Origin of the sequence: Paraburkholderia sp. BR13439 (genome assembly GCF_040948805.1) — a bacterium.
In the GTDB taxonomy this organism is placed as follows: domain Bacteria; phylum Pseudomonadota; class Gammaproteobacteria; order Burkholderiales; family Burkholderiaceae; genus Paraburkholderia; species Paraburkholderia youngii.
In genome coordinates, this window is sequence record NZ_JBFPKN010000036.1 from 24,378 (window position 1) to 45,924 (window position 21,547).

Sequence of the window (21,547 nt, forward strand, 5' to 3'; positions counted from 1 at the left end):
CCAGGACTTCGGCAGACCTTCCTTAAAGCGTCTTTTCGTAGTAGAAACGCACATACTCGTCGGTCGTCTCGATGCGGCCCGCGAACGAGCTGAGATTGACTTCGAGTTCGGACATCCTGAACGGCCGACCCAGCGCTTCCTCCAACGTCGCGCGGCATAGGATCAGTTCGCCGTCCGCGTCGATGCGCACATATGCGAGCTTGTCGTCCACACGGATCACCTTGCCGGGGTTGTCCTCGTGCGCGGCTTCGATGACGCCGGCCGTGATGCTGCTCGCGCGAAGCACGGGACCCACGCGGTTGTTACGGTAAGCTTCAGCGGTCTTGTCAACGATCATGCTGTGTTCCCCTGCGGACTCAGGAATGGGCAAAGAGCGCATGAACGCCTTCTACGGCAATCAGAAGATCGTCGCCTTGGAGCTTCACGGCATATTCGGCGAGACGACAGTCACCCGGATTGATTCCTTTGCCCGTATTTGCGTCGAAGGTCCACTGATGAGCCCGGCACGTCAGCACGCGGCCATCGAATTTTCCTTCAACGAGCCGAATGTCGCGGTGCGGACAAATGCCCTGAAAGCCGCGCGGCTCGCCGCCTTCGGGACGTACCAACACGATCACGTGGCCATCCACTTCCACCTCGGTCATCTCCGCTTCCCACAGGTCATCGAGAGTGCAAACTTTCCGAAATTTCATGTCGCCCTCAATCATCGCAAAAGATGAATTCCAGCGTTTCCATCGGCTTGATGTCGGTCTCGGCGAGTTTCGCGTTGCGCGGATAGAACTGCTTGCTACCTTGGCGACGCACGCGGATCACCTTGTCGGGTTGAGGCGCTACTCGCCGGCCCACCGAATGTTGAGATGCTGCGGCGGCGATCTCGTCCATGGAATTGTCGGTATCCACGGTTACGAGTTGCAATACGAAGTCGTACTGAAAATTGGAAATCACAGGGACAAGAGCCATATCGCCCTCCATTGAATCGCCGCTCATGCAGCCTTTTCTTCGTAAAGCTTGTCGCAGTACGCCTTGACCCACGCGTAATGGTGCGCGTCATCGCCAATTTCGCCCGGTGCGAGTTCCATGTACTTCAACGCACCCCTCAGGTCGGGTGGCTGGATCTGCCCAGCCAGTAAGCGATCAACGAGCGCGAGGTGATTGCGGTAGCGAACGGGATCCTGCTGGAACACCCAGCGATCAATTTCCGAGTTGAAGTGATACGTGCGGCCGTTGTAGTCGAGCGAATAGTCCTTTACATTCCAGCCATTGCCAGGGATCGCGCAGATGGGCAACTGGCTCATGTTGCAGACGATCGGCAGCGTCTCGGGAACGGTGAGCTCAGGCTTGCCGGCAAGCAGGTTATCGATTATGACATCCCACACTTTGCCGAACGTGTCGTTCCAGCCGGGATATTTTTCTTCGAGCCAGTCTCGGCACTCAGGTGTAATGCCGGCAGCAGGATTCCACCACACGGTAGGCCGCCAGAACCAGATAGCCAATTGGTACGCATGGTGCTGGTAGTCGAACTCGCTAACGATCTGTTCCCAGTACCATGGCAGGTCGAGTCCGAGGTCGATCAGGGTGCGTTCGAACTGACCTACGATCCATTCCCGCATGAATTCCTTGAACGACTGCTTGCGATGCACGAGTGGCGTGGCGTAATCCATCGAGGAGCCCGTGAGCAGGCAGAACAGACGCCACGCGCGCGCGATGGCGACATCAACGAGCTTTTGAGCATGCTCTTTACGGCCGTTGGCGATCAGGATCTGCAACGCGGGACCCCCGATTTGCGCATGGCGCGACTCATCTGTCTGAATGCTGGAAATCAGGCTTGCAAAAGTGAAGTCGCCCGCTTCGGCGGCATTGGCCGCGAGGCCGAGAAACTGCATGTTGGTAAAACCCGTCTCGAACGCGAAGGTTAGCATGACTGCGATTTCGATCGCACTGCGCGACATGAACAGGTCATCGAACGCGCTGCGCGCGGCAATCGCACCCCACGCGTTGGTGTGATACGCCTTGTGGGCCCAATCGAACTGGCGATCCTTGGGACAGTAGTCGTGAGGGAAGTAAAGCTGCAACTGACCATGACGATTCTCGTCGAGCATGCCGAAGGTGGCCATATTGCGCATGCCGGGCGCACGGCCGAAACGTACCATTCGGGCCTCGGCGCTCATCGCCGCATATTCGCCGAGCGCAATTGCACCGTAGTGCGCCTTCAGAATGGAGAGCCACCCCGGATCGGCGTCCTCGAACATGCGGCTACGCTCAAGTGCCTCCTTGACTGAATATGCGCCAGCATCCTTCTCACGCTGGATGCGCACATACTCGGGATACGACGTCTTGTAGGGCTCGTCGTAGGTTTCCCAACTCGCCATGGGAATGCCTTGCGCCCCAGACATGAGATCGGGAAAGAGCTCCGACTCCGTCACATATCTTGGGGTCCAGTTGGTGGCACGTGCAATGTCATACCATGCGGCTCGTTCCAGTAACGCCATCGTGATGCCTCCTTTTGGAATGGGCGATGCGTCTTCCCGGCACGATGCGCACTCCACCGGGCCCCTTGGGAACGCAAGATCAATGCCAATCCGCGGCGTTGCTTTCTTGGCGATCGAGGCGACAAATCTGAGAGCCGCGGCGGAGCGAAAGGGGAACCAAAATTGCGGAGGTATAGCGAGTAGGACATGTACCACCGCATGCACAGCATGGCCGCATCCACTGGGTGACGACAGCGTTTGGGCACCGTGGCGGCGCTATCAAGATGCGGGGGTGAATCTTACCGCAACGCAGCGCCCTACCGCGACACTGCATTGAGATGGTAAGCCGGCAGTTGTCGAGGTCCAGGACGATGAGTGACTTCCGCCGTAAAGGCCCATTGATCGTTTAGTCCAGCACGGCCCCACTCTGCACACAAGCGCACAACGAGCATCGAGTTGATAAGCGTCGGGCGAAGTTAAGCGGTCGTTGCGACATAACCGCCGCCTTAATTCTCCGTTGTCGCGGCAACCGCAGTGTTGCATCTCCGACGTTGTCGGACATGCAACATCTCCCAGCGCACGAATGATACTTCACGCAACGCTGATCAAGTCGGCCGCAGAGCTACTGCGAGCGTTATAGATCGGGGTGGATCCGGAGGACAGAACAGGATGAAGCCGCCGACGCTGTCGACGGCCGCTGAAGGTGCTGCTTTCGAGACACACCACAAACGGACGCGACGCGATGAGTTTCTCGTGATGAATGCAGTTTCGTCGTGTGGGCTGAACTTTGCGCGGTGGTCGAGCCGTATTATCCGAGGTGCGGCAATGGCCGCCCGCCTATTGACCAGAAGCGCATGCTGCGCCTTCATTTTATCCAGCACTGCTTCAACCTAGCCGATTTCGCTTGTGACGACGCTCTTTACGTTAGTGCTAGGCTGCGTCGCTTTGCGAGAGTCTGGATTGGAAGGCAGTACCAGACTGCCACCGCACTGCTGAAATTTCGTCGTCTTCTTGAAACCCTCAAGCTGGGTGAGAAATTGATTGCCGAAGTCGGCCACGTGGCGAGCGGCATGAAACTCCAGAGCGTCACGGTCGTGGATGCGACCATCATCGGTGCGCCAAAATTTGACGAAGAATGAACAGAATTCGCGCTCCCCCAAATGCACCAGGCGCGCAAGACTAGCAATGCTACTTCGGCGCGAAGCTATACATCGACGAGGATAGCGAGAGTGGCCTGGTGCACAGCGTAGTACCGGCCAACGTGCATGAAAAGCTTCCACTGCCGCAATTGCTACACGGCCAGGAGCGGAAGGTCTACGCTAACAGCGCTTACGCCAGCCAGAAGGCTAATCCACAGCAAAGCAGCACACCCACCGCGCGTGTGAAGTCAATACGGTGCAGCGCGGCGAGAACTGCCACAAGTCGAGGATCCGCGCACGCGTGGAGCATGTCTTCGCAGTGGCCAATCGATGTGGGGTTTCACGAAGGTGCCTACCAGGGTTAGCACAGAGTACGAACCTGGCTTCATAGCTTTGGCGCGCGCCAATCTCTACCTGTCGGGCACGCGATTGATGGCACAAGTGCGTCCGTAGTGGACGAAAGGCGCCCCAAAAGCCGAGGTGTATCTGGAGTATGGTCGGCGTCACGACCTGAACACCTCCACAATGCCGAGACGTCGCAAATTCGGCGACTTTTTCAGCCTAGCCTTAACGTGACAACGCCGACATATGTCGTCGAGAATTGGACAAACAAGACAGGCACTCGAAGAATTTATCGAGCTTTCTCGGCAATTTTTCCAGTTTCACGCCGTGCGAAAAGGTGGCGCATAGGTTGATTCGTGAACCTCCTCCCAGATATTTTGCTTCGTTCTCTGAAGATGCCGTACTGGCTGACCTCTGTCAGACGAACGGCCCGTCGCCACTATGAGAAGGTTTTGTCGGCGTAGCACGTAGTCCTTCCCGCTTCCGCCTCAATTATGGGAAGCGGCGCGGAACATTTTTTTCGTTAGGACCCGCGACGCAAGGTCGGCACGAATCTTGTTATTTTCAAAACGCTTCACCGACAGTGAGACGCCCGAAGACGCGGTCGTATGCCAGCTTCGCGGGGCCGAACGCCATCAAGGGACCACAAAGTGATCGAAACGTTTTATGAAGTCATGCGACGCCAAGGGATCTCGCGCCGTAGCTTCCTCAAATTCTGCTCGCTGACGACAACGTCGCTCGGCCTCGGGCCTGCGTTCATGCCGAAGATTGTCCACGCAATGGAGACCAAACTGCGCACGCCGGTGCTCTGGCTACATGGACTCGAATGCACCTGCTGCTCAGAGTCGTTCATCCGCTCGGCGCACCCGCTGGCGAAGGACGTCGTGCTTTCAATGATCTCGCTCGACTACGACGACCTCTTGATGGCTGCCGCGGGACACCAGGCCGAGGCGATCCTCGAAAACGTGATGACAAAGTACCGTGGCAACTACATCCTCGCCGTCGAAGGCAATCCGCCGCTGAATCAAGACGGTATGAGCTGCATTATCGGCGGCAAGCCATTCGTCGATCAGTTGCGCCGTGTGTCGAAGGACGCGAAGGCTGTGATCTCGTGGGGGTCGTGTGCATCGTGGGGCTGCGTGCAGACGGCAAAGCCGAACCCGACGCAGGCGGTGCCAATCCACAAGGTGATCACCGACAAGGCGATCATTAAGGTGCCCGGCTGCCCCCCGATCGCCGAAGTGATGACGGGCGTCGTCACCTACATGCTCACGTTCGACCGGATACCGGAGTTGGATCGCCAAGGCCGTCCGAAAATGTTTTACAGCCAGCGCATTCACGACAAGTGCTACCGCCGTCCGCATTTTGACGCGGGCCAGTTCGTCGAGTCGTGGGACGACGAAGCGGCACGGCGCGGCTACTGCCTCTACAAGGTCGGCTGCAAGGGCCCGACGACCTACAACGCCTGCTCGACCGTGCGTTGGAACGGCGGCACAAGCTTCCCCATTCAGGCGGGCCACGGCTGCATCGGCTGCTCTGAGGAAGGATTCTGGGACAAGGGCTCCTTCTACGATCGGCTCACCCGGATCGATCAGTTCGGAGTCGAAGCGAACGCCGACAAGATCGGCGCTACCGCGGCCGTCGTGGTGGGCGCCGCCACTGCTGCGCATGCAGCCGCTTCGGCAATTCAGCACGCCAGGTCGAAGCAGGACTCTATGGACGACCGCGACGGCCAATAGCTACACCTCGCGTCGGGGTGCAGCCGACAAGCACAGGAAGCCGCAAAAGAAAAGCAACCATGACAGCCATTTCGAACCCAGGATTTCAGCTCGGTAGGAACGGACGCCGGATCGTCGTCGATCCAGTCACACGCATCGAAGGCCATATGCGCGTCGAGGTCAATGTTGATTCGAACAACGTGATCCGCAACGCCGTTTCCAGCGGCACCATGTGGCGTGGCCTTGAAGTCATTCTCAAGGAGCGCGACCCGCGCGACGCATGGGCGTTCGTCGAGCGTATCTGCGGCGTATGCACGGGATGTCACGCGCTCGCCTCCGTGCGCGCCGTCGAGGACGCGCTCGATATCCGCATTCCGCCCAACGCGCACCTGATCCGCGAGATCATGTCGAAGACATTGCAAGTGCACGATCACGTGGTGCACTTCTATCACCTGCACGCGCTCGACTGGATCGACGTGTTGTCGGCGCTCAAGGCCGACCCCAAGTTAACGTCCGAGTTGCAACAGCGCATCTCGCCCGCGCATCCGATGTCATCACAGGGCTATTTCCGCAATGTGCAGACGCGTCTACGCAAGTTCATCGAAAGCGGCGAGCTCGGTCCGTTCATGAACGGCTACTGGGGCAACTCCGCGTACGCGCTGCCGCCGGAAGCGAATCTGATGGCCGTGACGCACTACCTCGAAGCGCTCGACATGCAAAAGGAGTGGGTCAAGATCCACGCGATCTTCGGCGGCAAGAATCCGCACCCGAACTACCTCGTAGGGGGCGTGCCTTGCGCGATCAATATCGGCAGCGACCTAGCGGCCGGCGCACCCATCAACATCGAGCGCCTAAACTTCGTCAAGTCGCTCATCGACGATGCGATCACCTTCTGCCGCAACGTCTATGTGCCCGATCTGCTTGCAATCGGCACGATCTACAAAGCACGCGGCTGGTTGCATGGCGGCGGCCTAGCCGCAACCAACGTGATGGACTACGGCGCGTATCCGCTCGTCAACTACAACCCATCCACCAACCAGATGCCGGGCGGAGCCATCATCAACGGCGACTGGAACACGCTCCTGCCGGTTGATCCGCGCGACCCCGAGCAAGTGCAGGAATTTGTCGCCCACTCCTGGTATCAATACCCTGACAACTACCGCGGGCTGCATCCTTGGGACGGCATTACCGAACCGCACTACGAGCTCGGACCCAACACGAAGGGCACGCGCACCGCAATCGAGTCGATCGACGAGAGCGCAAAGTACTCGTGGATCAAGTCGCCGCGCTGGCGGGGGCACGCGATGGAAGTCGGACCGCTCGCGCGCTACATCCTCGGCTACGCACACGCGGAGCAGAGCAATCCGCATTGCGGCCGTATGAAGGAACAGATTGAGGCCTCCCTCCTTGCCGTGAACCAGGGCATGCCAAAGCTGCTCGGCTTGCCGGAAAGCTCGCTTGGCGTGAAGCAACTGCTGCCGACCACCATCGGCCGCACGCTCGCCCGCGCGCTTGAAGCGGAGTATTGCTCCGAGATGATGGCGGACGACTGGCAAAGCCTCTTACAAAACATCCGCAACGGCGATACCTCGACCGCGAACCTGGACAAGTGGCACCCTTCGACGTGGCCAGCCGAGGCGAAGGGCGTGGGCGCGGTCGCCGCGCCGCGCGGCGCGCTCGGCCACTGGATCAGGATCAGGGACGGTCGCATTGAGAACTACCAGTGCGTCGTTCCGAGCACGTGGAACGGCAGCCCGCGCGACGCGAAAGGGCAGATCGGCGCGTTCGAAGCGAGCCTCATGGACATGCCCGTGGCGAACGTCGAGCAGCCCGTCGAGATCCTGCGGTCGCTGCACTCGTTCGACCCTTGCATGGCTTGCTCGACGCACGTGATGAACGCGGACGGTGCGGAAATGACCGCCGTGACTGTGCGATAACCCCACCAGGCCGCCACAGCGCCTGCGCTCGCCGGCGCCGCGCGGCAGGAAAGGATGATGACGATGCAATCGTATTCTCGATGCGAAAAGGCGGCTGACTTTGTTTCGTCCACCGAGGCAATTTACGTGTACGAAGCGCCGGTACGCGTCTGGCACTGGATAAACGCAGTGTCGATCGTAGTGCTGGCGTTGACCGGCTATCTTATCGGCGCCCCGCTTCTCACACAGCCCGGCGAGGCGAGCGCGAATTTTCTGATGGGCTATATCCGCTTTGTGCATTTCACCGCGGCCTACCTGTTCGCAATCGGGCTTGCGGGCCGCGCGTATTGGGCGATTGTCGGCAATCGCCATGCGCGCGAAATGTTCTGGGTGCCGGTATTCTCGCGCGAGTACTGGATAGACATGCTCACCATGCTGCGTTACTACTCGTTCCTCGGGCCCACGCCGCGCCAGTTCAGCGGGCACAATCCGTTATCGCGATTTGCGATGTTTTTCGTGTTCTTGCTGATCTCACTCTTCATGATCGTGACCGGTTTCGAACTGTATGGCGAAGGCGCGCAGGCCGGCTCTTGGCAGCAGATTGCGTTTGGCCAGGTATCCACGCTGATCGGCCAGTCGCAGACCGTGCACACGTGGCATCGCCTCGGCATGTGGGCGATCATGATGTTCGTTATCGTGCATGTCTATATGGCGATCCGCGAAGACATCATGGCCCGCCAGAACATGGTCGGCACGATGATATCGGGCTACCGTACGTTCAGGAAGTGAGGTTGCAATGCTGACTTGCCCAAAAACCGGCGTGCCTGCCATCGTCGTACTCGGCATCGGCAACTTGCTGTGGGCCGACGAGGGTTTTGGCGTGCGCTGTATCGAGGCGCTTGAGCAGCACTTCGAGTTTGCCCAGCACGTCAGCCTCATAGACGGCGGCACGCAAGGGCTGTGTCTGGTCCAGTACGTCCAGGCGGCCGACAGTCTGCTCATTTTCGACGCGGTCGATTACGGTCTCGCGCCGGGCACGCTGAAGATCGTTGAGGATGACGACGTACCGGCGTTCCTCGGCGTGCGCAAGATGAGCCTGCACCAGACCGGCTTCCAGGAGGTACTAATGCTCGCGCGCCTGACAGGCCGGTATCCACGCCGCGTGCTGCTGATCGGCTGCCAGCCGGACGAAGTGGCCGATTTCGGTGGCAGCCTGCGACCCACCATTAAAGCATCGCTCGAGCGCGCGCTCGAACTTGGCCTCGAGCGCCTTGCCGCATGGGGCGGAGAGCCCACGCCGCGTCACACCCCGTTACATGCCGACGATGCGGTCACGCTGCCGCATCTCGCGCTTTCGCGCTACGAAGGCGAGCGGCCCAGCGAGGCCAATGCGTGCCGCACCGGCGACGAGCGCGTGCTGCTGCGTATGCGCCGCAAGGAGCCGCCGTCGTGTGCATAGGCGTGCCGATGCGGGTGGTCGAGGTGCAGGGCTTGCGGGCGCTGTGCCACGGACGCGGCGGCCACCGCCGGATCGACACTTCGCTAGTTGGTCCATGCAGCGCCGGTGAATGGCTGCTGGTTTTTCTCGACACGGCGCGCGAGAAGCTCGACGGGACACGCGCGGCAGAAATCGACGCGACGCTCTCGCTCGTGGAACTGGCGCTGAAGGGAGATGCCGCCATGGCCCGAGCGAGCCCGAATTTTGAATTGCCGTCCGCGCTCGGCGTGGACGATTTGACCCAGTTGACCTCCAGCGCGCAACCGGCGTATGGCCGTCACGGGTCCTCCGAGGAATCGCCATGACAAATACGAACGGTACCGCGCTTGACGCGACGTCCGTGGTGCAGCGGCTAACTGATGGCAGACACGCCGTGTCCGTGGACGAACGAAAGGTAGGCGATTGGGTTGTGGACGGCGGCGAATGCGTAGCGTTGCTCACGGCCGACGGGACGCGCTTTCCCGACTTCCTCGACGTGGCCGTGGTGCTGCCCGAGCTCGCGCGCCGCGTGTGGCGGTGGCCGTGGTCCACGTTGCTGTGGCTGCACGCCGGCGCTTATGTCACGAGGCTCTCCAGTATGACGGACTGGAATGACTACGTGGCAAACCTCGCACATGCGCTCGGGCAGCCGACTACGCGGACGCCATGGGTCGGCATTCCCGGCCGCACCGTCGGCGCTTCGCCCGGCTGTCACGAATTGTCGATCAATCTTTGGGGTCGTTGATCGTGTCCATGAGTCCATTTCCCATTCCCGTCGCGCCTTTCCGCCCGGGAAACCAAGCCGAGAGCGATGCGGTGCTCGACTATCTGCCGATGCCGCAAGGCATGCGCATCTATGTGGCGCCGACGCTGCCTGAGCGCTGCGATGCGCGGGCACTCGACGGCGCGCGCGGCGTGCTTCGCAACGTATTAGGCGTACTGGCGGCATACAAACCTGGTACGCCGTCCGAAGCCATCGATCTGACGCCGTACGATCGAGCAACGCTGCGCGTTCTCAACGACGTGCTGGGCGAGGGCGAGGTCAGCGCGCGCGTCGACGGCGCGCAGCGGAGCGGCGGGCTGATCCAGGAGACTGTGTTTGCCGGCCTGTGGCGCGTAGTCGAGCGGAATGGCGCGCGCCCGGTCGACCGGCTCGAGATCGGCGCGGCCCCCGCGATGCTTGCCCAGCCCAAGGACCCGGCGCAGCCGATGATGCCGTTGCCGGACATGCTGCCGCTCGACGTGATGAACGCGCCGTCGATCCTGAGCGAAGTACGCGATTCCGCCGCGCGCTGGCGCGCCGGGCATGCGCCCCACATCGTCAACCTAACGCTCCTGCCATTGTCGCCGGGGGATCAGCAACTGATCGACGCCGTGCTGGGCGAAGGCGCGGTGCAGATCTTGTCGCGCGGCTACGGAAATTGCCGGGTGGGCAGCACGGCGATCGCGAACTGCTGGCGTGTTGCATATTTCAACTCGCAGGACATGCTGATCCTGAACACGATCGAGATCACCGATCTGCCAGAGGTCGTGCGCGCCGCGCCGGAAGACCTCGCGGATTCGCGCGAGCGCTTGACCCAGTTGATCGACTGGATGGGTGAGGCGTGACGATGGACGAGCGAACGAAGCAATTCGAGGGCTGCCATCTCGGCGCCAGCAGCCCAATCGCGACGCACACGTGCCTCGAATGCAAGTTCTGCTGGTGGATCCACCATCCCGAACAAGGCGATCCGGTCTTGCAGATTCCTCCGCACGCGAGGTTCGCGGCGCTTCAGGCGCACTGGCGCTGCCGCGTTTATGGCCGCGCGCCGGATCAGGTCATTTTTCTTGTGGGACGCGGATTGACCGTGCGTGCAATCCAGCGAAAGGTCATACACGGCGATCCAAGGGTGGCTAGGCTTGTAGCGCACTTCGAAACGGCCGCAACCAGTGCGATGCCTGACATGCCGGTCGTGAAACTCGCCTTGCGTATCGAGGGGACCGGCTTTGACCCGGTGCCCGGCGAGACCGGGGCCCGATGCGGTTGGTTCGGGATGCCGATCACGCCATGGTCCATGAGGCCCCTCTCGTTACCCGGCGCGGTGCGGGACTCGGTGGAATGTCCGCGGCCGGCCGGTAAAGCGCACTTGCGCGTTGGCGACGTCGATTTCAAATGGCTCGGCGCGCACGCGCAAGACGTCGGAACCTATGCGTGCTGCTCGCTCTTTTTGCCGATGCTCGAATTCCCCAGACAGAAGAGCGCCACATCGGGCGGTGTCCCGCGCGTGTCGCGTCATGCGCTCCTGCGGCGGCCGGCCGCGTTCGCGAGCGCTCCATGACCGCGGCGATGCTGGCAGCATTGGCCGCACAGTACCGGGTGCGCCCCGGCCGGCACGACAGCATTGCGGGCGGGCGCCCACCACTGGCCGCCGCGCTGCTGCGCGGGCAACCGGTAGCAACCGCTGCGGCGCGGCTGTCGGCGCTGTTCTCGTTGTGCGGACTCGCACATAGGCTCTGCGCAGAACTTGCCCTCGGCGCAGCGGGCGCTTCAGTGGAGCACAAACGCGACGATGTGACCAACGCCGCTCATGCCGCAATGCTCATGCGTGAGACGCTTGCCGTGCATCTTCGCTGCATGTGGACCGACTGGCCGGTGCGGCTGGCCGCCGCCGCGCCGCATACGCTGCCCGACGTCGAGTCGGTTGACTCCTCCGACTGGCTGGAGCGGCACGTTCTGGGCATGCCTGCGCAAAAGTGGCTCGCGCACTGGACGGACGATCCGCGTGGCTGCTTAGCGGCGTGGTGCGCACGAGCCGCGACGTTCCCGGCCCGGTTGCTGGCAGCCTGCCGCGCGCACGCCGATACGATGCGCGCTACGCCGCGGCCGCTCATCATCGACGAAACGCGGTTAAGCGAACTGGCCGCGGCGATTGCCGAGAGTCCGGTGTTCGCGCACGCGCCCGTACAACGCGGCCTGCCCGCGGAGACCGGCGTGTGGACACGTAGCGACGATCCGCGCGCGTTGGAATACGACACGCCTTGGCTGCGGATTGGCGCGCGCGTCGCGGAGGTGGCGCGGCTGGCAGCGGGCGACGACGGGCCAAGTGCGCTTCGCTTTGGCGCGCGAACGTGCGCGCCCGGCGAGGCGCTCGGCTGGTGCGAGATGTCGCGCGGCGTGCTGCTCCATTGGGTGCGCCTCGCGCCAGGCGATGCGGCGCGCATCGAGGACTATCGCGTGGTCGCGCCGACTGAGTGGAATTTCCACGGCCAAGGCACGCTCGCGCAAGCCTTGTCGCGACTGGATCCGGCGTGCGGCGATGGAACGTTCGCCGCGCGCGTAGGCGCGTGGATGGGCGCGTTCGATCCCTGTGTCGCCTATGTGGTCGACACGGACGGCGCGTGAGCACAAGGATCGAGACAAGGCCCCGAATACTTGAGCTGAATGGAAGCCAAGGTATGCATGAAGTAAGTCTGGCCGGCGGCGTGCTTGCGTTGGTCGAAGCGGCAGCCGAGCGTGAGAACTTTGTCCGCGTGAAGGTGCTGAGGCTTGAAGTCGGACGCCTCGCTGGCGTCGATGTCGAGACGCTGCGCTTCGCCCTCGAAGCGATCGCGCCCGGCACCTGCCTTTGCGGCGCACGCGTCGAGATCGACGAACCTTCGGGAAGCGCGTGGTGCATGAACTGCAACGCGACCGTGGCGCTGGCCACGCGGGGCGCCCCCTGCGCGCACTGCGGCGGTTACTGGCTCCAGCCGAACGGCGGCACAGAGTTGCGCATCGTCGATCTGATCGTCGACGATGCCTGACAATCATCGGATTAGCGCAAGGAGAAGCAACATGTGCATAGGATGCGGGTGCACCACCACAGGCGATCGGCAAAACACCGCTCAGGGGCACGAGTGCGCGCACGCGCAGGGCCAGTCCGACACTCATTCCCACTCCCACCGGACGCCAGCGGGCAAAGACCTGCACTACGGCCTCGGGCCCGCGGGCCTCACGGTGCCCGGCCTAGACCAGGGCCGCACCATCAAGCTCGAGCACGACGTGCTAGGCGAAAACAATCGCCATGCCGCCGTCAACCGGCGGCACTTCGCGCAGCATGGCGTGCGTGCGCTCAATCTAGTGTCGAGTCCGGGCTCGGGGAAAACGACCCTGCTGTGTGCGTCGATCGCCGCGCTGCGCGAGCGCATACCCAGCTTGCCCATCGGTGTGATTGAGGGCGACCAGCAGACGGCAAACGACGCCGAGCGCATCCGCGCGGCCGGTGCGCCCGCGATCCAGGTGAACACGGGAAAGGGCTGCCATCTCGACGCCGCGATGATCGCCGCGGCCTTCGGACGGCTTCCGTTGCACGATCATCGCCTTTACCATGACCAAAAGCACGAGCGTGAATACGTACCGCTCACGCACGACGCCCCGTGCAGCGTGCTCTTCATCGAGAACGTAGGCAATCTCGTCTGCCCCGCGCTGTGGGACCTCGGCGAGGAGGCGAAGGTCGTGATCGTCTCGGTAACGGAGGGCGAGGATAAGCCGCTCAAGTATCCCGACATGTTCGCCGCCGCGCGCCTCATGATCGTCAACAAGATCGACTTGCTGCCTTATGTACAGTTCGACGTCGAGCAGTGCATCGCGTATGCGCGCCGCGTGAATCCGTTCCTCGAAGTGATCTGGCTCTCGGCCACGACGGGCGAAGGCCTCGATGCGTGGCTCGACTGGATCACGAGTGCGCGCGACTCGATTGCCGAGCGCATTGGCGTGCTGGAGAGCAACCTTGCGGCGCAGCGTGCGCGAAAGCATCGCGCCGGAGGCGAGGCATGACGGCGCGTGTGCAGAACCTACCCCATACCCTCGGCGAACAGACGGTGCTCGCCACCGGCGCATGGCTGAAGAACGCTGCGTGCCTGTGCATCGGCGGCGACGTTCACTGGTCGATGCTACACGGCGATCTCGACGATCCGGAGCACTGTGTGGCGCTCGACACATCGGTGGCGGCGCTTGTTGAGAGCGCCGAGCGCGCGGGGCAGCCCGTGCGCATGATCGCGCACGATCTGCATCCCGACTTCTACAGCACGCGCGTCGCGCTCGAATTGGGTGAGCGGCTTGGCGTGCCGACCGTCGGCGTCCAGCATCATCACGCGCATATTGGCGCGGTTGCGGCCGAGCATGGGCTGCGCGAGCCCGTGATCGGCCTCGCGCTCGACGGCGTGGGCTTCGGCACGGACGGCGCCGCATGGGGCGGTGAGCTGCTGGAGGTGGCGCCCGCCTGCTGGCGGCGCCTCGGCAGTCTCACGCCACTCGCGCTACCCGGCGGCGACGTCGCGGCGCGCGAGCCTTGGCGAATGGCCGCCGCCGCCCTGCACGCGCTCGGGCGCAGCGGCGAAATCGGGCCGCGACTCTCGGCCGCCGTGGGGGCGACCGCGGCGCGCACGGTCGGCGTCATGCTCGCGCGCGGCCTCAATTGCCCGCCTAGCACCGGTGCGGGTCGCTGGTTCGATGCGGCGGCGGGACTGCTCGGCGTGTGCCTGCGCCAGCGCGCCGAATCCGAGGCGGCCATCGCGCTCGAAAGGCTCGCGAGCGGCTACCTCGTCGCGCACGAGGCCCCCGATGTGGCGGGCCTGTGGCGCATCGCGGACAACGGCGAGCTCGACCTTCGTCCGCTCCTCGTCAAGTTGCTCATGCTCGCGGACTCCGGCGAAGCCGCGTGCGGCGCGGCCGTCTTTCATGTTGCGCTAGCCAAGGCGCTCGCCCAATGGGCCGCGCTTGCCGCGGAGGGGCGCGCCGTTCTGTTTGGCGGCGGCTGCTTTGCTAACCGGCTGCTCACTGCGCATATACGGGAGTCGCTCGCCGCGCACGGCGTGCGCACCCTCATGCCCGACACGGTGCCCTGCGGCGACGCCGGGCTAGCGCTTGGCCAGGCTTGGGTTGCCGCATATGGTCCGCAGATGTTGTCCATGCCTACGACCGCAAGAGGAGTCAGTCCATGTGTCTAGCCATGCCGGCACAGCTCATCGACCGGTCCGACGCCGAAACGGGCGTCGTCGAGCTCGGGGGCGTTCGAAAGACGGTCTCACTCGCGCTCGTACCCGACGTGCGCCTAGGGGACTTCGTGATCGTGCATGTCGGCTTCGCGCTTGGCATGATCGATCCCGAAGAGGCCGAGCGCACGCTCGCGCTGTTCAGCGAGGTCGCTCGGTCGCTTGGCGACGCACCCATCGTCCAGTCGGGAACGGCGCAATGAAGTACGTCGACGAATTCCGCGACGACGAACTCGCCGCGCGCATTGCTGGGCGCATTCAGGCGGAGACGCTGACCGAACGCCGCTATCACTTCATGGAGTTCTGCGGCGGTCACACGCACGCCATTTCCCGCTTCGGCGTGGCCGATCTTCTACCCGGTAACGTGTTGATGATCCACGGTCCCGGCTGCCCAGTTTGCGTTTTGCCGATCGGGCGCATCGATCTCGCGATTCGCCTCGCGCTCGAACACGACGTGATCCTCTGCACGTATGGCGACACGATACGCGTGCCTGCCTCGTGCGGTCTATCGCTCCAGCGGGCCAAGGCGCGCGGGGCGGACATCCGCCTTGTGTATTCTCCGCACGACGCGCTGCGCATCGCGCGCGAGCATCCGGAACGCGAGGTCGTCTTTTTTGCAATCGGCTTCGAGACCACTGCGCCGCCTACCGCGCTCGTCGTGAGTGAAGCCGCAGACTGCGGCGCGGAGAACTTTAGCGTGCTGTGCTGCCATGTACTCACGCCCGCGGCGATGACACATCTGCTCGCCGAGCCGTCCGCCGACGCGAACCCGGTGCTGCTCGACGGCTTTGTCGGTCCCGCGCACGTGAGTGTTGTGATCGGCTCGGCGTCTTACGAGGCGTTCGCGCAGAGGTATCGCAAGCCGGTCGTGATTGCCGGGTTCGAGCCGCTCGACGTGCTGCAGGCGATCCTCATGCTGGTGCGTCAAGTCAACGATGGTCGCGCGGAGGTCGAGAACGAGTTCACGCGCGCTGTCACACGCGCGGGCAACGCCGCCGCGCAGGCGCTCATACAGGAGGTGTTCGAAACGCGGGAGTCGTTCGAGTGGCGCGGCCTAGGCGAGGTCCCATTGAGCGGGCTGCGCATTCGCCCGAAGTACGCGCGCTACGACGCCGAGGTCCGCTATGAACTCGTCTACCGGCCGGTCGCCGATCACCTCAAATGCGAGTGCGGGGCGATCCTGCGAGGTCTAAAACACCCGCGCGACTGCACAATGTTCGGCACGGTCTGCACGCCCGAGAATCCCATGGGCTCGTGCATGGTGTCCAGCGAAGGCTCTTGCGCCGCGCACTATTCCTATGGTCGCTCGAAGGACATTCGAGTCGTCGAAGCATGAGCCCAGTCCACACATCCCCGGTGAAGCCCGCCTACGTGCGGCCCCTAGACTTTCGCGACGGCCGCATCGACATGGGCCACGGAGCGGGTGGCCGCGCATCGGCACAATTGACCCGCGAGCTGTTCGTCGCGAGCTTCGATAACGAATGGCTGCGCCAAGGCAACGACCAGGCCACCTTCGCGCATCTCGCGCCCGGGCCCGGGCCCGGCGAGCGCATCGTGATGACCACCGACGCGCACGTCGTCTCGCCGCTTTTCTTTCCCGGCGGCGACATCGGCAGCCTCGCCGTGCACGGCACCGTCAACGACATCGCGATGGCGGGCGCACGGCCTTCGTATCTCAGCGCGAGCTTCATCCTGGAGGAGGGCCTCCCGATGGCGGATCTGCTCCGCATCGTCGAGTCAATGGCTGCTGCGTCGCGCGCTTGCAGCGCTCCGATCGTGACGGGCGACACTAAGGTCGTCGAGCGCGGCAAGGGCGATGCCGTGTTCATCACCACGACCGGGATCGGCGTCGTGCCCTCGGGCATTCACATTGATGGCGCGCAGGCGCGGCCCGGCGACGTTGTGCTGCTCTCGGGCACTATCGGCGAGCACGGCGTGGCGATCATGTCGCAACGCGAGGGCCTGGGCTTCGACACGGAGATCCGCTCGGACAGCGCCGCACTACACACGCTCGTGGCGGACATGGTTGCCGTCGCGCCCGGTGTGCGCGTTCTGCGCGACCCGACTCGCGGCGGACTGGCCACGACCCTCAACGAGATCGCCAGCCAGTCGGGTGTCGGGATGCACATTCAGGAGCGCGCAATTCCCGTGCTGCCGCAAGTCGCTGCGGCGTGTGAGCTGCTCGGCCTCGATCCGCTTTATGTCGCCAACGAAGGCAAGCTAGTTGCAATCTGCGCAAGCGCCGACGCGCCGCAACTGCTCGCCGCGATGCGCGCACATCCGTTGGGCGCGGCGGCGGTTTGCATTGGTGAGGTGGTCGACGACGCCCACAGCTTCGTGCAGATCGAAACGAAATTCGGCGGACGGCGCATCGTCGACTGGCTTTCGGGCGAGCAACTGCCGCGGATCTGCTGATCCGTTTGCGGCGATAGGTATCGGGAGACTGAGAATGCTTTTTGATCGTCAGGTCGCTAGTCGCGTTGCCTTCGCGGGAGCTTTGAATGATCCATCCCCTTACCGCATCGATCAAGCAATGAGGTCTCCAGTCCCGCCCTCGCTGCAGCAGCCGTCGACCGCGCTCGTGGTCGAGCCTACGCTACATTCACCCTCTATTACGAGGAATGCTTTCCAATTCATTGTTGCCTGAGCACTTTATCAGCAGCGGACTGTACCCGCCTCTCCTGGCCGGACAATCTCGCCTAACGTCAATGCCCCGCCCAACGGAAAGCTTCTTCATCGGCTCGACGAACGAACATTCACGCCGCCCGAGGGGACCCATCAGGACGCGAAGGCGGACTGTTCGAATACTTGGATGACCGCAGTCATCGCCATTCCTCAATTTGTTTTGTCTCCCGAAAGAAGTTTTCTCGGGATGGTTTCAAAGCTCAGCAGGCCACGGATGCGGTTGCATAACTCAGATCGGCGAGAACGAAAATTCGCACACGCGCGGCGTGACAAGTTGGCCGCTGGCAAAATCGCGCGAATGAATCTTATTGCACCTATGACGACAATATTTTCAGAAAATCCTTACCATCCAGCCCGTGTTGTCAACGAGTAGACTGTACCAACCGAACGCTGCGAGTCGTCACGGTTAATTTAGCTTGGGAGAGACACCTATCTGGGTTGTCGGATAGAGATGCACTATCTTCCCGAATGATTGACCTGATTTATCGTACCGTGCTGCCAATAGATAGCCTTTCGCCCTGTAACCGCCTAACGAAGCCGACACAGGGTTTATATCTTGCGTGCCGAGAAAAGGGCAGCGTATTTGGCCTGTTCGACGGAGCAAATCAATGCATGTTCTCGATGTCAATCAAATGACCGACTTTCTTTTGAATTCGTTTAAGTTGGTTTCGATCTTCGCGACCGTGTGCAGCGCGCTCGAGCTATTCTTTCCGGCTTATCGATACAGCTTCGCATCGTACCTTCGCGGCGCAAGGAACTGGACGATTCGGATTGGATGCGGCGCGCTAATCTGGCACTTGTACGCTGTGGGCTTGCAATGGTTAGGCGTCAAGCCGCTCCTGACGGTCAATCTTTCAACAGTGTTTCACTCTGACAACGCAGTTATCAAGACGGCTTTCGCCATCCTTTCAGGCGTTTTGGTCGCAATTGCCGGTGACTTCTTTTACTACTGGATGCACCGAGCACAGCACACCGTGCCATTCCTGTGGCGCTTGCACGCTACACATCACTCGATCCGCGAACTGACAGCGTGGAATTGCAATCATCACATTTCCGAGCCGGTTATCTATGCCTTGTTTGTAGCATTACCGCTCGCGCTGATCCACTTCGAGTCTGGCGTGGTGCCGGCTGCTGCCATGACACTCATTACCTTTCAGGCGCACCTCTCACACTCCAGCACGCGCATCAACCTTGGGCCTCTGCGATATATCATCGGAGACGGTCAGTTTCACCGAATTCATCACTCAACTCAGCCCCATCACCGGCACCGGAACTATGGGTTCTTTACGACCATCTGGGACACGATCTTCAGCACGGCATACTGGCCGAAACGGGACGAATGGCCCGAAGTGGGCCTTCGCAATCAACCCGAGCCCCTCACCGTGCGCGACTACTTTATGTTTCCGTTTGATCGACGTCGCTGGTCTGCGGCTAAGATCGCAAACGATGTATAAGAACGTCGACATTAGAGATCGAGCGCAGTGGGAAGGTCATGCTGGAACTCGGTTTGACGAGGTCACGAACCAGAAAAACACCAAATCATCTCGAAGAACAACCCAAATATCGGTGAAGCCGCTGAATCCGCTCGTGTCTACCTCACTTTACGTAGTCCCTATAAATATGTGCGGTAAAGACACGCTTCGGTTTCGATCAGTAGAAGAACCTCCGAACCTCATTGTCTGCGTGTACATCGTCTTCCGGACAAGCAGTTTCTGATGGATGATATCGGCATAGCCGGGAGCCTCATAGAGACGATGAATAGCGACTGTGCAGCGTTCATGTGCAAGGCAGATGCAGCGACCATTGTTTGAAATCTGACCGTCGCACTTGAGTGTTGCTTCGATAAATACCCACGTAACGCACTAAGGAAGGTCTGCACAACTCGTTTTCAGAGAGTTGGCCGTTTGCCACTTGCGTCGTATCAGCCATGAGAGTCTGCTGGCAGGTTGGTCGCCTGGCTTTTGAAGCGTGACGACCACTGTTTGCCGAGATTCGCGGCCTGAATCTGCGAGCGTTTCAAGCGTTCCACAAAGCCTTGCGTGCCATCCACAGGTTGCCCAGAGCAAATAGTGTCGTGATCTGGGCGGTGTTCTTCATCAACCCCCGGTACCGGGTCTTCGTATAGCCAAACTGCTGTTTGAGCACGCGGAACGGATGTTCAACCTTGGCGCGGACGCCGGCCTTCAGGCGTTCAATCTGATCGAATATCGCGTCCAGCCGATCGGTTAGGTCCAGTTGTCTGCGCCTGCCTGGTCGCATCGCGACATGCCAGCGAACCGCGCTTACCTGGCAGCGCTTTTCGATACCCTGATATCCGGCGTCAGCGGACACATCCATTTCCTGGCCGTGCAACAGCGCTTCGGCCGCATTGATGTCATGAACGTTGGCGGCTGTGCCGATGACCGTGTGGACCAGGCCCGACTCTGCGTCCACGCCGACGTGCGCTTTCATCCCGAAGTACCATTGATTTCCCTTCTTCGTCTGGTGCATTTCCGGGGCCCGTGTACCAGAGCCGTTCTTCGTCGAAGTGGGTGCGGAAATCAAGGTAGCGTCGACCGCCGACCCCACCTTCAGCATCAAGCCTTTCTCGCTCAGGATCTCATTGACCAGCGTGAGCATCTGCGCAGCCAGGCCGTGCGTTTCGAGAAGGTGACGGAACCGGAGAATCGTGCTCTCGTCCGGCAAACGCGTCATACCCTCGTCCAGCCCAGCAAATTCACGATACAGCGGCACGTCATAAAGCGCCTCTTCCATCGCCGGGTCTGACAGACCAAACCACTGCTGCATGAAGTGGATCTGCAGCATCGTCGCAATAGGAAACGGCGGCCTTCCAGTCTTACCCCTTGGATAGTGCGGTTCGATCAACGCAATCAACCTCGACCATGGCACAACGCGCCTCATCTCATCGAGAAATTCCCGCTTGCGCGTGCGTTTCGTTGAAAGATCCAGACCAAGACCAAGCTGTGTCATCGAGGTACCCCTTAAACCTGCCTTCTCCCAGGATAGTCCACCGAGACGTCAACGCCAGGACTTTTGCAGACCTTCCCTAAAATTACAATTTATCAACCTTAGTGTGAGGTGGCGTTTGGACGTAAAAGGGAGCACGAATAGGTCGTTGCTCATTGCGATCTTTCTCATGTTTGAGCAACCAGCGAAGATAGAGCTCCATGTGGCTTTTCTATTCTGCCTTGAAAGCATCAATCTTTACGCAACCGCCACGAAGCGTTTAAGCGTCCGGTTACTGAACAGCAAGTCGAGATCCATCATCATCGATCTGGAGTCGCTTCTGCCGGGCGAAGAAGGTAAAGCCATCTCTTAGTTCGAGGAGTAACTCTTCCATTCCCCGAAGGACTGCATCTCATTCATGACGAAGCACTGCGACTTAGGGAAGGTCTGCACAACTCGTTTTCAGAGAGTTGGCCGTTTGCCACTTGCGTCGTATCAGCCATGAGAGTCTGCTGGCAGGTTGGTCGTCTGGCTTTTGAAGCGTGACGACCACTGTTTGCCGAGATTCGCGGCCTGATTCTGCGAGCGTTTCAAGCCTTCCACAAAGCCTTGCGTGCCATCCACAGGTTGCCCAGAGCAAATAGTGTCGTGATCTGGGCGGTGTTCTTCATCAACCCCCGGTACCGGGTCTTTGTATAGCCAAACTGCTGTTTGAGCACGCGGAACGGATGTTCAACCTTGGCGCGGATGCCGGCCTTCAGGCGTTCAATCTGATCGAATATCGCGTCCAGCCGATCGGTTAGGTCCAGTTGTCTGCGCCTGCCTGGTCGCATCGCGACATGCC

Annotated in this window: 22 protein-coding genes and 2 pseudogenes; 17 read left to right on the plus strand and 7 right to left on the minus strand. The window is 61.4% G+C overall.

Features of this window, described 5'->3' with window-relative positions; translation table 11 throughout:
- Nucleotides 1-22: 22 nt before the first annotated feature.
- The 4 genes from AB3X96_RS38490 to AB3X96_RS38505 are packed head-to-tail and all read right to left on the minus strand — an operon-like array spanning nucleotide 23 to nucleotide 2,489.
- Nucleotides 23-337, minus strand: a complete 315-nt coding sequence (locus AB3X96_RS38490; protein ID WP_013094443.1) for an MmoB/DmpM family protein — start codon at nucleotides 335-337, stop codon at nucleotides 23-25.
- A gap of 19 nt (nucleotides 338-356) precedes the next feature.
- Entirely contained in the window at nucleotides 357-692 is a 336-nt protein-coding gene (locus tag AB3X96_RS38495; protein ID WP_368593866.1) for a Rieske 2Fe-2S domain-containing protein, read from the minus strand.
- 7 nt (nucleotides 693-699) lie between these two features.
- Complete coding sequence (locus tag AB3X96_RS38500) at nucleotides 700-960, minus strand: toluene-4-monooxygenase system B family protein (protein WP_176112499.1); 261 nt, start codon at nucleotides 958-960, stop codon at nucleotides 700-702.
- Nucleotides 961-983: 23 nt separating this feature from the next.
- Entirely contained in the window at nucleotides 984-2,489 is a 1,506-nt protein-coding gene (locus AB3X96_RS38505) for a YHS domain-containing protein (protein WP_368593879.1), read from the minus strand.
- 648 nt (nucleotides 2,490-3,137) lie between these two features.
- Between AB3X96_RS38505 and AB3X96_RS38510 the strand changes: the two are divergent.
- The 17 genes and pseudogenes from AB3X96_RS38510 to AB3X96_RS38590 all read left to right on the plus strand — a co-directional run bounded on the left by AB3X96_RS38510 (nucleotide 3,138) and on the right by AB3X96_RS38590 (nucleotide 19,211).
- A pseudogene (locus AB3X96_RS38510) lies at nucleotides 3,138-4,060 on the plus strand (IS5 family transposase).
- A 542-nt stretch (nucleotides 4,061-4,602) separates the two neighbouring features.
- Nucleotides 4,603-5,688, plus strand: a complete 1,086-nt coding sequence (locus tag AB3X96_RS38515) for a hydrogenase small subunit (RefSeq protein ID WP_176112500.1) — start codon at nucleotides 4,603-4,605, stop codon at nucleotides 5,686-5,688.
- 59 nt (nucleotides 5,689-5,747) lie between these two features.
- A complete protein-coding gene (locus tag AB3X96_RS38520; RefSeq protein ID WP_368593867.1) occupies nucleotides 5,748-7,604 on the plus strand; it encodes a nickel-dependent hydrogenase large subunit in 1,857 nt (618 codons plus the stop codon).
- Between the two features lie 63 nt (nucleotides 7,605-7,667).
- Complete coding sequence (gene cybH / locus AB3X96_RS38525; RefSeq protein ID WP_368593868.1) at nucleotides 7,668-8,372, plus strand: Ni/Fe-hydrogenase, b-type cytochrome subunit; 705 nt, start codon at nucleotides 7,668-7,670, stop codon at nucleotides 8,370-8,372.
- A 7-nt stretch (nucleotides 8,373-8,379) separates the two neighbouring features.
- Nucleotides 8,380-9,042, plus strand: coding sequence for a HyaD/HybD family hydrogenase maturation endopeptidase (locus AB3X96_RS38530; RefSeq protein ID WP_368593869.1), 663 nt, complete (start codon nucleotides 8,380-8,382; stop codon nucleotides 9,040-9,042).
- 8 nt (nucleotides 9,043-9,050) lie between these two features.
- Nucleotides 9,051-9,386 (plus strand): HypC/HybG/HupF family hydrogenase formation chaperone, encoded by a 336-nt coding sequence (locus AB3X96_RS38535; RefSeq protein ID WP_176112501.1) that lies wholly within the window; start codon nucleotides 9,051-9,053, stop codon nucleotides 9,384-9,386.
- A complete protein-coding gene (locus AB3X96_RS38540) occupies nucleotides 9,383-9,805 on the plus strand; it encodes a hydrogenase (RefSeq protein WP_176112230.1) in 423 nt (140 codons plus the stop codon). Before AB3X96_RS38535 ends, AB3X96_RS38540 begins: the two co-directional genes overlap by 4 nt.
- An 8-nt stretch (nucleotides 9,806-9,813) precedes the next feature.
- Nucleotides 9,814-10,668 (plus strand): hydrogenase expression/formation protein, encoded by an 855-nt coding sequence (locus AB3X96_RS38545; RefSeq protein ID WP_176112231.1) that lies wholly within the window; start codon nucleotides 9,814-9,816, stop codon nucleotides 10,666-10,668.
- A 2-nt stretch (nucleotides 10,669-10,670) separates the two neighbouring features.
- Nucleotides 10,671-11,378 (plus strand): [NiFe]-hydrogenase assembly chaperone HybE, encoded by a 708-nt coding sequence (hybE, locus tag AB3X96_RS38550; protein WP_368593870.1) that lies wholly within the window; start codon nucleotides 10,671-10,673, stop codon nucleotides 11,376-11,378.
- Nucleotides 11,375-12,442, plus strand: coding sequence for a nickel-dependent hydrogenase large subunit (locus AB3X96_RS38555; RefSeq protein ID WP_368593871.1), 1,068 nt, complete (start codon nucleotides 11,375-11,377; stop codon nucleotides 12,440-12,442). Before hybE ends, AB3X96_RS38555 begins: the two co-directional genes overlap by 4 nt.
- A gap of 53 nt (nucleotides 12,443-12,495) precedes the next feature.
- Entirely contained in the window at nucleotides 12,496-12,843 is a 348-nt protein-coding gene (locus AB3X96_RS38560) for a hydrogenase maturation nickel metallochaperone HypA (protein WP_176112234.1), read from the plus strand.
- 31 nt (nucleotides 12,844-12,874) lie between these two features.
- The gene (gene hypB, locus AB3X96_RS38565) at nucleotides 12,875-13,855 is read left to right on the plus strand and encodes a hydrogenase nickel incorporation protein HypB (protein WP_368593872.1); all 981 of its coding nucleotides are present in this window, start codon (nucleotides 12,875-12,877) and stop codon (nucleotides 13,853-13,855) included.
- Entirely contained in the window at nucleotides 13,852-15,027 is a 1,176-nt protein-coding gene (locus tag AB3X96_RS38570) for a carbamoyltransferase HypF (protein ID WP_368593873.1), read from the plus strand. The genes hypB and AB3X96_RS38570 overlap by 4 nt, the downstream gene beginning before the upstream one ends.
- On the plus strand, nucleotides 15,018-15,275 hold the full coding sequence (locus AB3X96_RS38575) for a HypC/HybG/HupF family hydrogenase formation chaperone (RefSeq protein WP_368593874.1): 258 nt from the start codon (nucleotides 15,018-15,020) through the stop codon (nucleotides 15,273-15,275). The genes AB3X96_RS38570 and AB3X96_RS38575 overlap by 10 nt, the downstream gene beginning before the upstream one ends.
- The gene (hypD, locus tag AB3X96_RS38580; RefSeq protein ID WP_176112238.1) at nucleotides 15,272-16,408 is read left to right on the plus strand and encodes a hydrogenase formation protein HypD; all 1,137 of its coding nucleotides are present in this window, start codon (nucleotides 15,272-15,274) and stop codon (nucleotides 16,406-16,408) included. The genes AB3X96_RS38575 and hypD overlap by 4 nt, the downstream gene beginning before the upstream one ends.
- On the plus strand, nucleotides 16,405-17,487 hold the full coding sequence (gene hypE, locus AB3X96_RS38585) for a hydrogenase expression/formation protein HypE (protein WP_368593875.1): 1,083 nt from the start codon (nucleotides 16,405-16,407) through the stop codon (nucleotides 17,485-17,487). Before hypD ends, hypE begins: the two co-directional genes overlap by 4 nt.
- An 878-nt stretch (nucleotides 17,488-18,365) precedes the next feature.
- Nucleotides 18,366-19,211, plus strand: a complete 846-nt coding sequence (locus tag AB3X96_RS38590; RefSeq protein WP_368593876.1) for a sterol desaturase family protein — start codon at nucleotides 18,366-18,368, stop codon at nucleotides 19,209-19,211.
- Nucleotides 19,212-19,773: 562 nt separating this feature from the next.
- Here the strand turns inward: AB3X96_RS38590 and AB3X96_RS38595 are convergent.
- The 3 genes and pseudogenes from AB3X96_RS38595 to AB3X96_RS38605 form a co-directional block, all read right to left on the minus strand.
- Nucleotides 19,774-20,727, minus strand: a complete 954-nt coding sequence (locus tag AB3X96_RS38595; RefSeq protein ID WP_368593877.1) for an IS5 family transposase — start codon at nucleotides 20,725-20,727, stop codon at nucleotides 19,774-19,776.
- Nucleotides 20,728-20,938: 211 nt separating this feature from the next.
- Nucleotides 20,939-21,115, minus strand: a pseudogene (locus tag AB3X96_RS38600) (PDDEXK nuclease domain-containing protein); the annotation flags it as partial.
- 178 nt (nucleotides 21,116-21,293) lie between these two features.
- A partial coding sequence (locus AB3X96_RS38605) for a transposase (protein WP_368593878.1) occupies nucleotides 21,294-21,547 on the minus strand: 254 nt, incomplete at its 5' end.

Coding starts and splice junctions, on each gene's coding strand:
- AB3X96_RS38490 (WP_013094443.1), bottom strand. CDS start 337: ATGATCGTTGACAAGACCGCTGAAGCTTACCGTAACAACCGCGTGGGT.
- AB3X96_RS38495 (WP_368593866.1), bottom strand. CDS start 692: ATGAAATTTCGGAAAGTTTGCACTCTCGATGACCTGTGGGAAGCGGAG.
- AB3X96_RS38500 (WP_176112499.1), bottom strand. CDS start 960: ATGGCTCTTGTCCCTGTGATTTCCAATTTTCAGTACGACTTCGTATTG.
- AB3X96_RS38505 (WP_368593879.1), bottom strand. CDS start 2,489: ATGGCGTTACTGGAACGAGCCGCATGGTATGACATTGCACGTGCCACC.
- AB3X96_RS38520 (WP_368593867.1), top strand. CDS start 5,748: ATGACAGCCATTTCGAACCCAGGATTTCAGCTCGGTAGGAACGGACGC.
- cybH (WP_368593868.1), top strand. CDS start 7,668: ATGCAATCGTATTCTCGATGCGAAAAGGCGGCTGACTTTGTTTCGTCC.
- AB3X96_RS38530 (WP_368593869.1), top strand. CDS start 8,380: ATGCTGACTTGCCCAAAAACCGGCGTGCCTGCCATCGTCGTACTCGGC.
- AB3X96_RS38535 (WP_176112501.1), top strand. CDS start 9,051: ATGCGGGTGGTCGAGGTGCAGGGCTTGCGGGCGCTGTGCCACGGACGC.
- AB3X96_RS38540 (WP_176112230.1), top strand. CDS start 9,383: ATGACAAATACGAACGGTACCGCGCTTGACGCGACGTCCGTGGTGCAG.
- AB3X96_RS38545 (WP_176112231.1), top strand. CDS start 9,814: ATGAGTCCATTTCCCATTCCCGTCGCGCCTTTCCGCCCGGGAAACCAA.
- hybE (WP_368593870.1), top strand. CDS start 10,671: ATGGACGAGCGAACGAAGCAATTCGAGGGCTGCCATCTCGGCGCCAGC.
- AB3X96_RS38555 (WP_368593871.1), top strand. CDS start 11,375: ATGACCGCGGCGATGCTGGCAGCATTGGCCGCACAGTACCGGGTGCGC.
- AB3X96_RS38560 (WP_176112234.1), top strand. CDS start 12,496: ATGCATGAAGTAAGTCTGGCCGGCGGCGTGCTTGCGTTGGTCGAAGCG.
- hypB (WP_368593872.1), top strand. CDS start 12,875: ATGTGCATAGGATGCGGGTGCACCACCACAGGCGATCGGCAAAACACC.
- AB3X96_RS38570 (WP_368593873.1), top strand. CDS start 13,852: ATGACGGCGCGTGTGCAGAACCTACCCCATACCCTCGGCGAACAGACG.
- AB3X96_RS38575 (WP_368593874.1), top strand. CDS start 15,018: ATGTGTCTAGCCATGCCGGCACAGCTCATCGACCGGTCCGACGCCGAA.
- hypD (WP_176112238.1), top strand. CDS start 15,272: ATGAAGTACGTCGACGAATTCCGCGACGACGAACTCGCCGCGCGCATT.
- hypE (WP_368593875.1), top strand. CDS start 16,405: ATGAGCCCAGTCCACACATCCCCGGTGAAGCCCGCCTACGTGCGGCCC.
- AB3X96_RS38590 (WP_368593876.1), top strand. CDS start 18,366: ATGCATGTTCTCGATGTCAATCAAATGACCGACTTTCTTTTGAATTCG.
- AB3X96_RS38595 (WP_368593877.1), bottom strand. CDS start 20,727: ATGACACAGCTTGGTCTTGGTCTGGATCTTTCAACGAAACGCACGCGC.